The following is a 14,257-nucleotide window of genomic DNA, read 5'->3' on the forward strand; positions in this document are numbered from 1 at the left end:
TGACCAAGGTGCGCGAGGCCTGTACCGTGCGGGCGACGTACGACGGGCAAAACGACTGCGGGCAGCACGGCACGGCGCACGACGAGTTCCAACTCCTGGGCGGGGAAAGCGTGTTCGCGTCGGTCACCGACCGCGCGTCGCATGCGTCCCGCGCCGCCCGGGCACTGATCGCCTCCGGCGCGGGAGGCCGCTTCGCCCTGGCAGGAGCGAGGTGCGGGCGACGACTCCCCGCTCGCTACGGCCCCGCGCCGGAGGTCCACTTGACCCACGTACACCGGACGGGGGGACACCGATGACCCCGCCGGTCTCCACCTCCACGACGAGACTCACGGTCGCGCAGGCCCTCGTACGCTTCCTGGCCGCCCAGTACACCGAGCGGGACGGCGTCCGCCGCCGCCTGATCGAGGCCACCTGGGGCATCTTCGGCCACGGGAACGTCGCCGGGCTCGGCCAGGCGCTCGTCGAGTACGCGGACGACATGCCGTTCCACCAGGGCCGCAACGAACAGTCCATGGTGCACGCGGCGGTCGGTTTCGCCCGTCAGTCGGGCCGTCTCTCCACCCACGCCGTGACGACGTCGATCGGCCCGGGCGCGACCAACCTCGTCACCGGCGCCGCGCTCGCCACGATCAACCATCTCCCGGTCCTGCTCCTCCCCGGCGACATCTTCGCGACCCGCCCGGCGGACCCGGTCCTCCAGCAGCTCGAAGTCCCGTACGCCGGTGACGTGTCGGTCAACGACTGTCTGCGCCCGGTGTCGAGGTACTTCGACCGGGTCACGCGCCCCGAGGCGCTGATCCCGGCGGCGCTGCAGGCGATGCGGGTGCTCACCGACCCCGTCGAGACAGGTGCCGTGACTCTCGCTCTCCCGCAGGACGTTCAGGCCGAGGCGTACGACTGGCCGGACGAGTTCTTCGCCGAGCGCGTGTGGCACGTACGCCGTCCGGTCGCCGACCCCGCCGAACTGACGGAAGCGGTACGGCTGATCCGTACCGCCCGCCGGCCTCTGATCGTCGCGGGCGGCGGAGTCCACCACAGCCGAGCCGAAGAGGCGCTGGCCGAGTTCGCCTCGGCGACCGGCATCCCCGTCGCCTCCACCCAGGCCGGCAAGGGCTCCCTGCGCCACGACCACCCCCAGGACGTGGGCGGCGTCGGCCACACGGGAACGGCGACGGCCGACGAACTCGCCCGCACGGCCGACCTGGTGATAGGCGTCGGTACCCGCTACACGGACTTCACCACGGCCTCGAACACCCTGTTCGCGGCGCCGGACGTCCGCTTCCTGAACCTCAACATCGCCCCGTACGACGGCCACAAGCTGTCCGCCACCCCGCTGATCGCGGACGCCCGCAGCGCCCTGCAACAGCTGACGGAGGCACTGGCGCTCCACGACCACCGGGTCCCGGACACCTACGCGTCCGAGTACACGGAGGACAAGGAGCGCTGGGAACAGCGCGTCGACGCCGCCTACGAGGCCGAGGAACCGGACGTACGTCCGACACAGCCGCAGGTGCTGGGCGCACTGGACGCGATCGCCGACGAGTCGGACGTGATCATCAACGCGGCGGGTTCGCTCCCCGGCGACCTGCACAAACTCTGGCGCGCCCGGTCGCGGGACCAGTACCACCTCGAATACGGCTATTCCTGCATGGGATACGAGATACCGGCCGCGATCGGTGTGAAACTGGCGGCGCCCGAGCGTCCCGTGTGGGCGCTGGTGGGCGACGGCACGTATCTGATGATGCCGACGGAGATCGTGACGGCCGTACAGGAGGGGATCGCGATCAAGCTCCTCCTGATCCAGAACCACGGCTACGCGTCCATCGGCGGTCTGTCCGAGTCGGTGGGCGGCGAGCGCTTCGGCACCGCCTACCGCTACCAGGCGGACGACGGTACGTACACGGGTGCTCCGCTGCCCGTGGACCTGGCCGCCAACGTGGCGAGCCTGGGCATGCGCGTCCTGCGCGCGAAGACGGTACGGGAGCTGCGGGCCGCGCTCGCCGAGGCCCGTGCCGCCGACACTCCCACTTGTGTCTACGTCGAGACGGAAACGGCAGACACAGTGTCGGGCGCGCCTCCGGCGCAGGCCTGGTGGGATGTTCCTGTGGCCGAGACCGCGACCCGCCCGTCGGCGGTCAAGGCCCGTGAGCTGTACGAACGGCACGTCTCTACCCGACGCCGCCATCTGTGAAGGAGAAACTGGGCATGACGAAGATCGTCAACCACTGGATCGGCGGCAAGACCGTCGAGGGCGCGTCGGGCACGTACGGGCCGGTCACCGACCCCGCGACCGGCGCGGTCACCACGAACGTCGCCTTCGCGACGGTCGACGAGGTCGACGCCGCTGTCGCGGCCGCCAAGGACGCGTACGCGACCTGGGGCAAGTCCTCGCTCGCGAAGAGGAGCACCATCCTCTTCAAGTTCCGCGCGCTGCTGGACGCCAACCGCGACGCGATCGCCGAGCTGATCACGGCCGAGCACGGCAAGGTGCACTCGGACGCGCTGGGCGAGGTCGCCCGCGGTCTGGAGATCGTCGAACTCGCGTGCGGCATCACCGTGCAGCTGAAGGGTGAGCTGTCGACGGAGGTGGCGAGCCGCGTGGACGTCTCCTCCATCCGCCAGCCCCTCGGCGTCGTCGCGGGCATCACGCCGTTCAACTTCCCGGCGATGGTGCCGATGTGGATGTTCCCCATCGCCATCGCGTGCGGCAACACCTTCGTCCTGAAGCCGTCCGAGAAGGACCCGTCGGCGGCGATGAAGCTGGCCGAGCTGCTGTCCGAGGCGGGCCTGCCCGACGGCGTCTTCAACGTCGTACACGGCGACAAGGTGGCGGTCGACCGCCTCCTCGAGCACCCGGACGTCAAGGCCGTCTCGTTCGTCGGCTCGACCCCGATCGCCCGCTACATCCACACCACGGCCTCGGCGAACGGCAAGCGCGTCCAGGCGCTCGGCGGCGCCAAGAACCACATGCTGGTCCTCCCGGACGCGGACCTGGACGCGGCGGCCGACGCCGCCGTCTCCGCCGCCTACGGCTCGGCGGGCGAGCGCTGCATGGCGATCTCGGCGGTGGTGGCGGTAGGTGCGATCGGCGACGAGCTCGTGGAGAAGATCCGCGAGCGCGCGGAGAAGATCAAGATCGGCCCCGGCAACGACCCGACGTCCGAGATGGGCCCGCTGATCACCGCGGCGCACCGCGACAAGGTGGCCTCGTACGTCACCGGCGCGGCGGCGGAAGGCTCCGAGGTGATCCTCGACGGCAGCGGCTTCACGGTCGACGGCTTCGAGGACGGCCACTGGATCGGCATCTCCCTCCTCGACAAGGTGCCCACGACCGCGAAGGCCTACCAGGACGAGATCTTCGGCCCGGTCCTGACGGTCCTGCGCGTGGACACGTACGAGGAGGGCCTGGCCCTCATCAACGCCTCCCCCTTCGGCAACGGCACCGCGATCTTCACCCGCGACGGCGGCGCCGCCCGCCGCTTCCAGCTCGAGGTCGAGGCCGGCATGGTCGGCGTCAACGTCCCGATCCCGGTCCCGGTGGGCTACCACTCCTTCGGCGGCTGGAAGGACTCCCTCTTCGGGGACCACCACATCTACGGCAACGACGGCACCCACTTCTACACCCGGGGCAAGGTCATCACGACCCGCTGGCCGGACCCGGCGGACGGCCCGTCGGCAGTGGACCTGGGCTTCCCGCGCAACCACTGAGCAACTCCCCACGCATGCCCGCCGACCTGGACTTCTCCGGGCCGGCGGGCATTGTCGTTCGGTAGAGCGTTTGCATGATCCACCTTCTCCCGACAATGCCGTGGGGCAACGCCTGCCGTCGCACGCCCGGCTACCTCGAAGTGCAGCGCGCCACCTGTTACGGGCGCCTCGGCCTCGGCGAGGAAGCCGTGTCCCTGTGGGACCAGGTCCTGGAGATCGTTCCCGGGACCGCGCGCAGGGACCGCGGCGTCTACATGGCCAGGCATGCGACAGCGGCGGCCGGGGCGGGTGAGCCGGATCATGCGCTGGAGATTCCCGCGTGGTCGTCGGCATCGCCGTAGAGACCCGTTCGGCGCGTATGCGACGGGAGTTGATCACCCTTCAGCGTGCGATGCGGCCATGGCAGGATGCCCCGGTCGGCCGGGAACTCGCGGAGGTCCTGGCGCCTGTGACCGACGGGAGTTGAAGCGTGGCAGACGCACCGGTGCCGCTGACGGAGGACGAGATCGAGGCGGCCCTACGAGAAACGCCGGGATGGCGGCGCGAGGGCGACGAGATCAGCCGCTCGTTCGGCATCCGCTATCACGGCGGGGTCGCGATGATCGTGCACGTCGCGGACGTCGAGCGGCTCATTGGCCATCACGCGGATATCGATCTGCGGTGGGGGAGGGCCCGGTTCGCGATCACCACACATGACGCCGGGCACAAGCTGACGGCTGCGGACTTCGACCTGGCGGCGCGCATCGACGGTATCGCGGCGGCGCACGGGGCCGTGCCCCTCGATGACTGACCGTTGGCGCTCGGCGCATGATGACCGTCATGGAGAGCGTGGTCGAGAAGATCAAGGTCTGGTTCCGGTTCGTCCCTCGCGAGGGGTGGTTCCCGCAGGACACCGAGGGCCTGTTTGCGACGAAGCTGAGCGACGGCACGGCCCGTGTTGAGAATGCCCCTTTCCTTCAAGACGGGGTCGCCGAGGGCGACGTGGTGAAGTACCAGACCGACTCCGACGGGCTCCACTGGGCTGTCGGACAGGTCAGCTCCGCCGGCAACTGCACAGTCCGTGTCGTGCCCATACCCACCGGTCCCTTGGGCGACAGCCCACAGGCGGTCCACGAGCGTCTTTCGCCGTTCGGGCTTGGAGGCGAGGTCTTCAGCGAAGGCTTCCCCATGGTGGCTTTCACCGTGCCGGCAGGCGCGGACTTCGCCGGCATCAAGGCTCTCCTGGCACGGGGGTAATCGGAGGAGTGGTGGCACTACGAGGTCGGCTGTGGCACCGGCGAATGGTGGGGCGCCTGATTTCTGCGGGAGCCTGCCGACCCTGCACTTCGAGCCCTGCCTCCCACTCGAAAGCGGCCTGGTTCGAGGAGCAATTCGACGCATCGATAGCCTTCATCACCATGATGCGCGCTTGGATCCTGCCGATGCTGCTGGTGCTCAGCGGCTCAGCCGTCGCGACTGGGCAAACCTTGAAGGGAAGCCCCGGCGCAGCCGCAGCATTCCTGCTGGCGTTCCTGACGCTCGTCGGCGTGAACTCACCCCTGATCTTCCCGAGGTCGATCGGTGCGCAGGAGGCACAACACCGCAGCGCGGTCGACGGCCGACCGGTCGTCTTCTGGCGGCCGGGCTGCAAGTACTGCATACGACTGCGCATCCGGCTGGGCCGCAGTGCCCGCCAGTTGCATTGGGTCAACATCTGGCGCGACCCGGCAGGAGCGGCAACGGTGAGAGCAGCCAATGACGGCAACGAGACCGTGCCGACCGTCGTCGTGGCGGGTCAGCCCCACACCAACCCCGATCCCGAATGGGTGCGCGAACAGCTCTCCCCCTCAGCGTGATCAGAAACCGCGCCCTACGGAGGCACCCGGTCACGCCTTCGGGATCGTCCATTCCCTCGGCTGGTCCAAGCCCTCAGGCTCGTACAGAACGGACTGCGGACGCCCACCGCCGGGAACCGAGAACACCAGCTTCCCCCGAGCACACTTGCCGGCAGTCACTGTGACGTCGGTCGGGTACTCGGGCTTGGGGAAGTCGCCGTACGTGGTGCCGGACCGGTTGATGCGGCTACCGTCGCTGTAGTAAAGCGTCCAGCTGAAGGAACTGTCGGTGTACGAGCCCTTCTCCGCGCACAGCTTCAGGTCTGCGTACGCCCAGACATAGTCTGGGTCACCGGACTCTTGGCTGGCGTTACCGACCGAGGTGAAGCCTTGCTTGTAGTCCAGCACGGTCAGGGTGCCTTCGAAGGGCTTGGCCGGGTCGTCGTTCCTCAGCTTCCAGGTGTCTCAGGCAACGGGACCGGGTGACGAGGAGTAGGCGAGAGACTCTCCCGCTCCGGGCTTGGTCGTAACGGTCTGTGTAGTGGTCGCTCCTGTGGTGACCGTGGCTGACGGGGCTGCCTTGTCGGTGCTGGAGCTGCCTGTGACGCCGATCAGCAAACCCACGAAGACACCGGCGAGGGCCGCACCCGCATGGCTCAGGATGCTCCACCGGAAATGCAATGGGCGAGGAGGCGTTTCGTTGTCGTCCGCGTTCTTCAGCGACCTTCCGGTGGGCCTGACGGGGTCCGACTCTTCATGGCTTCAGGGTGCGTCGGCCGACTTGTTCCCGCACGCGGGGACCCGGCGGCAGGGAGGAACGGCGGCGGGAGACGGACTGTCCTGTTTCACGAATCCCGCAGATGCGGAGGTCCTCCTTGGCTGAACCCACTCCCGAAAGCCGCCGCTCAGCCCCGCTTTCCAGCGCCTTGCTTGATCAGATCGCTGACGTCCGCGGTCTGTGCCGACGGCGGTGCCTTGACGTCTGTCGTGGCGCCGAACTTTCGGAAGTCCATCGTGACAGTCATCTTCCCGATCACCTGCTTGATCCGCACCGGCAGGTCCTTGGCGTCGACCCAGACGTCCATGTCGATGGAAGTCCCGCCCCCGGTGATGGAGTTGACGAGGTTGTCCTTGTCGCCGTAGGCGTCCTTGAACCTGCCCATCCCGCTCGCGTCGATCACGGCCCGGTAGTGGGTCGTGCGCTGTCCGCCGAGAGTCTGCTCGCCGAGGTCCTCCACGTTCTGCGCGTACTTGAGGCTGCGCATGGTGGCCGAAGGGCTGCCGCCGCCGGCGTTCCCGTCGAAGGCCTGGGCACCCTTCTCACCGAACACGACCGACCCGTCCAGCTTCATCCACTCCTTGCCCTTGAGCGGACCGGAGGGCTGCGGGTCGACGTCGTAGTAGTAGTCGCCGTTCACGAACAGCATGCGGATGGTCGGCGCGTCCTGGACGTCCTGCATCTGCGCGGCCTTGGTGTCCATCTCGACGTCGTACGCGAACCCGTCGCCCCAGGAGTACGTGCCCTGCATGGGAATCGGGGCCTTGCCGTTGCCGAGGTCCGTGGTCATGGACACCTCGGCAGAACCCAGCGCCTCGGTCCGGTCGGTGGCCCGTGCCAGCGCCGCCATGATCGCGCCGGTGTCGTCCACCGCCTCGGCGGCGTGCTTGACGCTCTGGCCGCCGCACCCGGAGGCCGCGACCATCGTCACCGCCGTGAACCCCGCCCAGGCAGCGGTGTGCCGCAGCTTCATGTGTCCCCACCCCATAGCTCTATGTCCGTTGTGAACACTGAACTGTAGTGCGAGGGACCGACATTGCTGCGACGGATTTTCGACTCCGCGTGCCTCTCCGCGCCCTACCCGAACTCCCACCCCACCACCGCACAAGCCCCGTCGTCCTTCCCGCCCGCACTCCGGTACGTGGCGAGGGCGACCTCGTTGTCCGTGTCGACCAGCACCCACATGCCGTAGCAGCCGCGTTCACGGCTCTCCTCGGCCAGTCGCCGCACCAGGGCCCGCCCGATCCCCCTGCGTCGATACGCCTCGGCCACCCCCAGCTCGTACAGCAGCATCTCCGCGCCCTTGTCGGGGTGGATGGTCTCGACGCCGCTCACAAAGCCGACCGGGGCGTCCTCGGCGGGGTCGTAGGCCAGGTACAGGTGGTGTCCGGTGGACGTCAGGAAGCGGTCCGCCCACTCCGGGCGGACCGGGTTGTCGAAGAGGTGTTCGGCGGCGGCCAGCTCGGCAGCCTTCATGGCGCGGCGAATCTCCATGGACCGGACCTCCGTCGATCGAATCTGCAAGGCCCCGTTCGTACCACGGCTGGAGTACGTCGGCCCCCTGTCGTACGCCCGCAGGATGGCGGGAGGTTCCGACCGGCGGTTGCCCCGGATGTCAGCGGCGGCCCGTACCGTTGACGCATGGATCTTCGAATGCCCGGACTGCGGGGAGCGCGGCCCCGGCGGCCACGACGGCTGATCGCCGTCGTGGCCGCCGCCGTCGTCCTCCTCGCCGGCGCCGGTACGTGGACGGCCGTCGCCTCGGACGACGCGCCCGCGGTGCACCGCGCCGACCGGGTCATGGATGTCGGAGGCGGGGTGCGTATCGACACCTCGTACTTCACGGCGGGCTCTGACACGTCCCGCCGCCCCGCCGTCCTGCTCGCGCACGGCTTCGGCGGCAGCAAGGACGACATGCGCGCCCAGGCCCAGAACCTCGCCCGCGACGGATACGCGGTGCTGACCTGGTCCGCCCGGGGCTTCGGCAGATCGACCGGGAAGATCGGGCTGAACGACCCGAAGGCCGAGGTCGCCGACGTCTCGAAACTCATCGACTGGCTCGCGAAGCGCCCCGAGGTCCAGCTCGACAAGAGCGGCGACCCGCGCGTGGGCATGGCCGGTGGCAGCTACGGCGGCGCCATCTCCCTTCTCGCCGCCGGGTACGACGACAGGGTCGACGCCATCGCACCCGCGATCACCTACTGGAACCTCGCGGACGCCCTCTTCCCGAACGGCGTCTTCAAGAAGCAGTGGGCCGGCATCTTCATCAACACCGGCGGCGGCTGCGAGAAGTTCGAGGCCACGCTCTGCCGTATGTACGACCGGGTCGCCGAGGCCGGCAAACCGGACGCGGCGGCCACCGAACTCCTCACCGAACGGTCGCCCTCCGCGGTCGGCGACCGCATCAAGGTCCCCACCCTGCTGATCCAGGGCCAGACCGACTCCCTCTTCCCCCTCGGCCAGGCCGACGCCGCCGCGAAGGCGATCCGCGCCAACAAAGCTCCCGTGGACATCGACTGGATCGCGGGCGGCCATGACGGCGGCGACCTGGAGACGAGCCGCGTCGAGTCCCGGGTCACCTCCTGGTTCGACCGCTACCTGAAGGACGACAAGGCCGCCGACACCGGCCCCGCCTTCCGCGTCACCCGCACCGGCGGCATCGACTCCACCGACGGCGCGGCGACCCTGCGCGGCGCCACCTCGGACACGTACCCCGGCCTGGAGAGCGGACAGCGCGCGTTCCCCCTGACCGGCAAGGAACAGACGTTCGACAACCCGGCCGGGGCGGCCCCGCCCGCCGTCTCCTCCCTGCCCGGCCTCGGCGCGGCGGGCGGCCTCTCCCAGCTCTCGTCGCTCGGAGTCGGCCTCTCCCTCGACTTCCCGGGACAGAACGCCCGCTTCGAATCGGCGCCGGTCACCGACGACGTACGCGTCACCGGTTCCCCCACGGTCACCGTCCACGTCAAGTCGACCAGCGAGGACGCTGTCCTCTTCGCCAAGGTGTACGACGTCTCCGCGAACGGCAGGCAGCAGGTGCTGCCCGGCCAGCTCGTCACCCCCCTCCGGGTCGAGGGCGCCAAGCAGGGCAAGGACGTCACGATCACCCTCCCGGCCATCGACCACGAGGTCGAACAGGGCCACCGTCTGCGCCTGGTCCTCGCCTCCACGGACCTCGGCTACGCGTCACCGGCCGCCCCGGCCACGTACACCGTCTCCGTGAAGAGCGACCTGAGGATCCCCACCGCCCCCGGCGTCACCACGGCCTCGGCCGGGCTGCCCGCCTGGGTGTGGTGGCTGCCCCTCGCGGGCGCCGCGATCGCCCTCGCCCTGCTCCTCTCGGGCCGCCGGCGTACGGCGGAACCCTCCGCCCCGGACCCCGACCTCGCCGAAGTCCCCCTCCAGATCACCGACTTGAGCAAGCGGTACGCCAAGTCGTCGGACCGGTACGCCGTACGGGACCTGTCGTTCCGCGTCGAAAAGGGCCAGGTCCTCGGACTCCTCGGCCCCAACGGCGCCGGCAAGACCACCACCCTGCGCATGCTGATGGGCCTCATCAAGCCGGACGGTGGCGAGATCCGCGTCTTCGGGCACGCCATCCGCCCCGGCGCCCCCGTCCTCTCCCGCGTCGGCGCCTTCGTCGAGGGCGCCGGCTTCCTCCCGCACCTCTCCGGCCGCGAGAACCTGGAGCTGTACTGGCAGGCCACGGGCCGCCCGGTCGCGGACGCCCACATGGAGGAGGCCCTGGAGATCGCGGGCCTCGGCGACGCCCTCGCGCGCGCCGTCCGCACGTACTCCCAGGGCATGCGCCAGCGCCTAGCCATCGCCCAGGCCATGCTCGGCCTGCCCGACCTCCTCATCCTCGACGAACCGACCAACGGCCTCGACCCGCCCCAGATCCGCGAGATGCGCGAGGTGATGATCCGGTACGCGGAGGCCGGCCGCACGGTCATCGTCTCCAGTCACCTCCTGGCCGAGGTCGAGCAGTCCTGCACCCATCTGGTCGTCATGGACCGCGGCAAGCTGGTCCAGGCGGGCCCGGTCAGCGAGATCGTCGGCTCCGGCGACACGCTGCTCGTCGGTACCGCCGACCCTGTGGAGGAACCGGTCGTCGAGAAGGTCGCCGCACTGCCGGGCATCGTCTCCGCCGTACGGACCGACGACGGCCTCCTGGTCCGCCTGGCCCCCGAGGACGGCAGCGCCCAGCGCCTGGTCGTCGAACTCGTCCGCCTCGAAGTACCCGTGGAGTCCGTGGGCCCCCACCGCCGCCTCGAGGACGCCTTCCTCACCCTGATCGGAGGCTCCGCATGAGCACGACGAACATGACGAATACGACGAACTCCACGAACACGCCGAGCGCGCTCGTGGAGCGGGCCGAGACAGCCGATGGTTACCGAGCCCGGCGGACACTGCCCCTCCGCGTCGAGTTGGTCCGCCAGCTCAAGCGCCGCCGTACGCTCGTCATGGGCGGCATCCTCGCCGCGCTGCCGTTCATCCTCGTCGCCGCGTTCGCGATCGGCGGCGAGCCCGGCGGCCGCAACGGCCAGGTCACCCTGATGGACACGGCCACCGCGTCCGGCGCCAACTTCGTCGCCGTCAACCTCTTCGTCTCCGCGGGCTTCCTGCTCGTCATCCCCGTCGCCCTGTTCTGCGGGGACACGGTCGCCTCGGAGGCGAGCTGGTCCTCCCTGCGCTATCTGCTCGCGGCCCCCGTGCCACGCGCCCGCCTCCTCTGGTCCAAGCTCGCCGTCGCCCTCGGCATGAGCCTCGGCGCGATGATCCTGCTGCCGGTGGTGGCCATCGCGGTCGGCACAGCGGCCTACGGCTGGGGCCCACTGGAGATCCCCACCGGCGGCTCGCTCGCCGCGGGCACGGCGGCACAGCGCCTCGTGGTGGTAGTGGGATACCTCTTCGTGTCCCAACTGGTCACCGCCGGGCTGGCGTTCTGGCTGTCGACGAAGACGGACGCACCCCTGGGAGCGGTCGGCGGCGCGGTCGGCCTGACCATCGTCGGCAACGTCCTGGACGCCGTGACGGCTCTCGGCGACTGGCGCGACTTCCTGCCGGCGCACTGGCAGTTCGCCTGGGCCGACGCGATCCAGCCCCGCCCGGAGTGGGGCGGCATGATCCAGGGCACGGCCGTCTCGATAACGTACGCCCTCATCCTGTTCGCCCTGGCCTTCAGGGGTTTCGCCCGCAAGGACGTCGTCTCCTAGGTCACCGAAGGATCACCAATCGGTCTCGACGGCCGCCCCTCGTGGCCACTTCGAGATTCATCCGCAACACTCCATACCGCACATTCCGGCCCTCTCCGCCGTCACAGTCACAGGAGTTGACGTCGCCGACGTCAACGGACGGAGGGGGCACGGCAGATGGAGCGGACCCGGATCCACCGAACACGGCGCCTGCAAGGCACGCTGATCGCGCTGACAGCCGCTAGCGGCCTGCTGCTCACCGGATGCGGCGGCGACACCGACGACAGCGGCCAGAGCAGCAAAGCGGACAGCCGGCAGGACTCCGGGGGCGGCTCTGGCTACGCGCCCGCGCCCGCCCAGAGCAACGGCTCCGGCGAACAGCAGGACGGCCGACTGAACGGCGATCAAGGCGACACGGAGGGGGAGAGGGAAGGAGACTTCGCCCCGTCCCCCGACTACCTCTCCACCTTCGCCCTCGACGTCGACACCGCCTCCTACGGCTACGCGCGCCGCACCCTGGCCGACGGCCACCGCCCCGACCCGTCGACGGTCCGGCCGGAGGAGTTCGTCAACAGCTTCCGCCAGGACTACGAACGCCCCGAAGGCAACGGCTTCTCGGTCACCGTCGACGGCGCCCGCACCAACGGCGAGGACTGGTCCCTCGTCCGCGTCGGCCTCGCCACCCGAGCCGCCGAGGGCGACAGCAAACGCCCGCCCGCCGCCCTCACCTTCGTCATCGACGTCTCCGGCTCCATGTCCGAACCAGGTCGCCTCGACCTCGCCCAGGACGCCCTGCGCACGATGACGAACCGGCTGCGCGACGACGACTCCGTCGCCATCGTCACCTTCAGCGACGAGGCCGAGACCGTCCTGCCGATGACCCGCCTCGACAACAACCGCGGCGAGCTCCGTGAGGCGGTCGACAGCCTGGAACCCACCGACTCCACCAACCTCGCCGCAGGCGTCGAGACCGGCTACGAGACCGCCGTCGAAGGCCTGCGCAAGGGTGCCACCAACCGTGTCGTCCTCCTCTCCGACGCCCTCGCCAACACCGGCTCCACGGACGCCGACACCATCCTCGAACGCATCGCGAGCGAACGCCGCGAGCACGGCATCACCCTCTTCGGTGTCGGCGTCGGCAGCGACTACGGCGATGCCCTCATGGAACAGCTCGCGGACAGGGGCGACGGCCACACCACGTACGTCTCCACCGAGGAAGAGGCCGAGAAGGTCTTCTGCGAGGAACTCCCGCGCCACGTCGACCTCACCGCCCGCGACGCCAAGGCCCAGGTCTCCTTCGACCCGCAGACGGTCGCGGAGTTCCGCCTGATCGGCTACGACAACCGGCAGGTCGCCGACGAGGACTTCCGCGACGACCGCGTCGACGGCGGCGAGGTTGGCCCCGGCCACACCGCCACCGCCCTCTACGCCGTCCGCACCAAGCCCGGCGCCGAAGGCCACCTCGCCACCGCCACCGTCCGCTGGCTCGACCCCGACAGCCGCACCCCGCACGAGGAATCAGCCGACATGGAGGCCTCGTCCCTGCACGGCGACCTGTGGGCCGCCTCCCCGTACGGTCTCCAAGTAGCCGCCGTAGCCGCTTACTTCGCCGACAGCCTCCGCCAGTCCGACGCCCGCTGGTCCGGCCTCCCGGGCCGCCCCTCCATCAGCGAACTCTCCTACCACGCCCACGACTTGGCGAGGGACCACGAGGACAAGGACGTGTACGACCTGGCCGACGCGATCGAAACGGCGGACGGCATGCTGCCATGACCGCGCTGCGGCCGGTCGCACCGCTGGTGCGGCGCCCACCCGGCGGCGGCAGGGGCGGGTCTGTCTGTCGTGCTGCGGACAGTCGTGCCGCTAGGGGCGAGGGGTAGGCACTACTGGACAACCCGGCCGCCACCGACGCCGCTCTCACCGACGGCTGGTTCGCCACCGGCGACCTCGGCGCGCTCGATGAGGATGTCTGTCCCCCCATCACCAGCCGCAAGAGGACGTCCTCATCACCTCCGGCGGCAAGAACGTTTCCCCGGCCGCCCTGGAAGACCGCCCGCGGGACCCCCGATCGGCCAGTGCATCGTCGTCCGGGTGGCGCACCCGCATTGCATGGTTCTGGGCTCTATGGTCGTATCACCCTGAAAAGGCACCTAACTCGCATTTGGGTGCCACGATCGAGGGCCGACCGCCCGTTGGCGGCTGCCCCAGTTCCCCGGAGGACCTTTGCCTCACCGCATGCTCCGTTCAGCGGCCACCGTGCTGCTGGCATCAGCACCGCTCTTCGCCGCCGCGCCCGCACAGGCCGCCGCGCAGCAGCAGGACTTCCCTTGCGCGGTCGGCCTCCAGAAGGTCGACAGCGCGGCGACCAGCGCGATCACCGTCAGCATCTATTGCCACGAGACGCAGACCGTCGATGTGACGATCACCGCGAATGGCGTCGAACTCGCAAATCTGCGGCGGACTGTTCAGGCAGATGTCCAGCAGGTGGCCACTCTCACCGTGCCCAAGGTCGCGCAAGCCTGCGCCACGCTGGTGGCCAACGGCCAGACCGGCACCGTCTGCGTCCCTGCTGCCGTTCGCCTGCCGGCGCCCGCTTGAGCGAAACGGCCGCCACCCATCCCGCGATCCGCCCGGGTCCCGTAAGTCGGTTGCGCCAAAAGGCTCGTAACTCGATTTGTGTCACTCGGTCGGGCGTATCGGAAATGGTGGGTCACGAGAGGCCCGTGTTAGCTTCAGTGACGAGCCGGACACGGTCCGTAAGGAGG

General features: G+C 69.6%; 12 protein-coding genes and 3 pseudogenes. 12 read left to right on the top strand and 3 right to left on the bottom strand.

Going from position 1 to position 14,257, the window contains the following annotated elements:
• Window positions 1-71: 71 nt before the first annotated feature.
• From PV396_RS22695 to PV396_RS22725, 7 genes and pseudogenes are all read left to right on the top strand, one after another.
• Window positions 72-257, top strand: a pseudogene (locus PV396_RS22695) (5-deoxy-glucuronate isomerase); the annotation flags it as partial.
• 35 nt (window positions 258-292) lie between these two features.
• Entirely contained in the window at window positions 293-2,191 is a 1,899-nt protein-coding gene (gene iolD / locus PV396_RS22700) for a 3D-(3,5/4)-trihydroxycyclohexane-1,2-dione acylhydrolase (decyclizing) (RefSeq protein ID WP_319207267.1), read from the top strand.
• 14 nt (window positions 2,192-2,205) lie between these two features.
• Window positions 2,206-3,708, top strand: coding sequence for a CoA-acylating methylmalonate-semialdehyde dehydrogenase (mmsA, locus tag PV396_RS22705; RefSeq protein ID WP_319207269.1), 1,503 nt, complete (start codon window positions 2,206-2,208; stop codon window positions 3,706-3,708).
• A gap of 95 nt (window positions 3,709-3,803) precedes the next feature.
• Window positions 3,804-4,174 (top strand): annotated as a pseudogene (locus PV396_RS22710) (Twin-arginine translocation pathway signal); the annotation flags it as partial.
• 3 nt (window positions 4,175-4,177) lie between these two features.
• Complete coding sequence (locus PV396_RS22715) at window positions 4,178-4,498, top strand: 4a-hydroxytetrahydrobiopterin dehydratase (protein ID WP_319207272.1); 321 nt, start codon at window positions 4,178-4,180, stop codon at window positions 4,496-4,498.
• Between the two features lie 17 nt (window positions 4,499-4,515).
• Entirely contained in the window at window positions 4,516-4,944 is a 429-nt protein-coding gene (locus PV396_RS22720; protein WP_319207273.1) for a DUF4265 domain-containing protein, read from the top strand.
• A 161-nt stretch (window positions 4,945-5,105) separates the two neighbouring features.
• Window positions 5,106-5,543 carry a glutaredoxin domain-containing protein gene (locus PV396_RS22725; protein ID WP_319207274.1) on the top strand — a complete coding sequence of 146 codons (438 nt, stop codon included), beginning with the start codon at window positions 5,106-5,108 and terminating at the stop codon, window positions 5,541-5,543.
• 30 nt (window positions 5,544-5,573) lie between these two features.
• Here the strand turns inward: PV396_RS22725 and PV396_RS22730 are convergent, their stop codons facing one another.
• The 3 genes from PV396_RS22730 to PV396_RS22740 all read right to left on the bottom strand — a co-directional run bounded on the left by PV396_RS22730 (window position 5,574) and on the right by PV396_RS22740 (window position 7,794).
• The gene (locus PV396_RS22730; RefSeq protein ID WP_319207276.1) at window positions 5,574-5,930 is read right to left on the bottom strand and encodes a hypothetical protein; all 357 of its coding nucleotides are present in this window, start codon (window positions 5,928-5,930) and stop codon (window positions 5,574-5,576) included.
• Window positions 5,931-6,427: 497 nt separating this feature from the next.
• On the bottom strand, window positions 6,428-7,273 hold the full coding sequence (locus tag PV396_RS22735; protein ID WP_319207277.1) for a hypothetical protein: 846 nt from the start codon (window positions 7,271-7,273) through the stop codon (window positions 6,428-6,430).
• A 104-nt stretch (window positions 7,274-7,377) separates the two neighbouring features.
• A complete protein-coding gene (locus tag PV396_RS22740; protein WP_319207278.1) occupies window positions 7,378-7,794 on the bottom strand; it encodes a GNAT family N-acetyltransferase in 417 nt (138 codons plus the stop codon).
• Window positions 7,795-7,941: 147 nt separating this feature from the next.
• Between PV396_RS22740 and PV396_RS22745 the strand changes: the two genes are divergently transcribed.
• The 5 genes and pseudogenes from PV396_RS22745 to PV396_RS22765 all read left to right on the top strand — a co-directional run bounded on the left by PV396_RS22745 (window position 7,942) and on the right by PV396_RS22765 (window position 14,090).
• Window positions 7,942-10,608 carry an alpha/beta fold hydrolase gene (locus tag PV396_RS22745; RefSeq protein ID WP_319207281.1) on the top strand — a complete coding sequence of 889 codons (2,667 nt, stop codon included), beginning with the start codon at window positions 7,942-7,944 and terminating at the stop codon, window positions 10,606-10,608.
• A gap of 11 nt (window positions 10,609-10,619) precedes the next feature.
• On the top strand, window positions 10,620-11,513 hold the full coding sequence (locus PV396_RS22750) for an ABC transporter permease (protein ID WP_319207412.1): 894 nt from the start codon (window positions 10,620-10,622) through the stop codon (window positions 11,511-11,513).
• Window positions 11,514-11,669: 156 nt separating this feature from the next.
• On the top strand, window positions 11,670-13,265 hold the full coding sequence (locus PV396_RS22755; protein ID WP_319207283.1) for a vWA domain-containing protein: 1,596 nt from the start codon (window positions 11,670-11,672) through the stop codon (window positions 13,263-13,265).
• A gap of 116 nt (window positions 13,266-13,381) precedes the next feature.
• Window positions 13,382-13,610 (top strand): annotated as a pseudogene (locus PV396_RS22760) (long-chain fatty acid--CoA ligase); the annotation flags it as partial.
• A 117-nt stretch (window positions 13,611-13,727) separates the two neighbouring features.
• Window positions 13,728-14,090: a hypothetical protein gene (locus PV396_RS22765; protein ID WP_319207285.1), complete on the top strand. Its 363-nt coding sequence runs from the start codon at window positions 13,728-13,730 to the stop codon at window positions 14,088-14,090.
• Window positions 14,091-14,257 lie beyond the last annotated feature (167 nt).

The sequence above is a fragment of the Streptomyces sp. ME02-8801-2C genome, from assembly GCF_033793965.1.
Taxonomy (GTDB): domain Bacteria; phylum Actinomycetota; class Actinomycetes; order Streptomycetales; family Streptomycetaceae; genus Streptomyces.

What these genes read in the sequence shown, in the direction of transcription:
- PV396_RS22755 (WP_319207283.1), top strand. Translation starts at nt 11,670, where the DNA reads ATGGAGCGGACCCGGATCCACCGAACACGGCGCCTGCAAGGCACGCTG.
- PV396_RS22750 (WP_319207412.1), top strand. Translation starts at nt 10,620, where the DNA reads ATGACGAATACGACGAACTCCACGAACACGCCGAGCGCGCTCGTGGAG.
- iolD (WP_319207267.1), top strand. Translation starts at nt 293, where the DNA reads ATGACCCCGCCGGTCTCCACCTCCACGACGAGACTCACGGTCGCGCAG.
- PV396_RS22725 (WP_319207274.1), top strand. Translation starts at nt 5,106, where the DNA reads ATGATGCGCGCTTGGATCCTGCCGATGCTGCTGGTGCTCAGCGGCTCA.
- mmsA (WP_319207269.1), top strand. Translation starts at nt 2,206, where the DNA reads ATGACGAAGATCGTCAACCACTGGATCGGCGGCAAGACCGTCGAGGGC.
- PV396_RS22765 (WP_319207285.1), top strand. Translation starts at nt 13,728, where the DNA reads ATGCTCCGTTCAGCGGCCACCGTGCTGCTGGCATCAGCACCGCTCTTC.
- PV396_RS22745 (WP_319207281.1), top strand. Translation starts at nt 7,942, where the DNA reads ATGGATCTTCGAATGCCCGGACTGCGGGGAGCGCGGCCCCGGCGGCCA.
- PV396_RS22740 (WP_319207278.1), bottom strand. Translation starts at nt 7,794, where the DNA reads ATGGAGATTCGCCGCGCCATGAAGGCTGCCGAGCTGGCCGCCGCCGAA.
- PV396_RS22720 (WP_319207273.1), top strand. Translation starts at nt 4,516, where the DNA reads ATGATGACCGTCATGGAGAGCGTGGTCGAGAAGATCAAGGTCTGGTTC.
- PV396_RS22735 (WP_319207277.1), bottom strand. Translation starts at nt 7,273, where the DNA reads ATGAAGCTGCGGCACACCGCTGCCTGGGCGGGGTTCACGGCGGTGACG.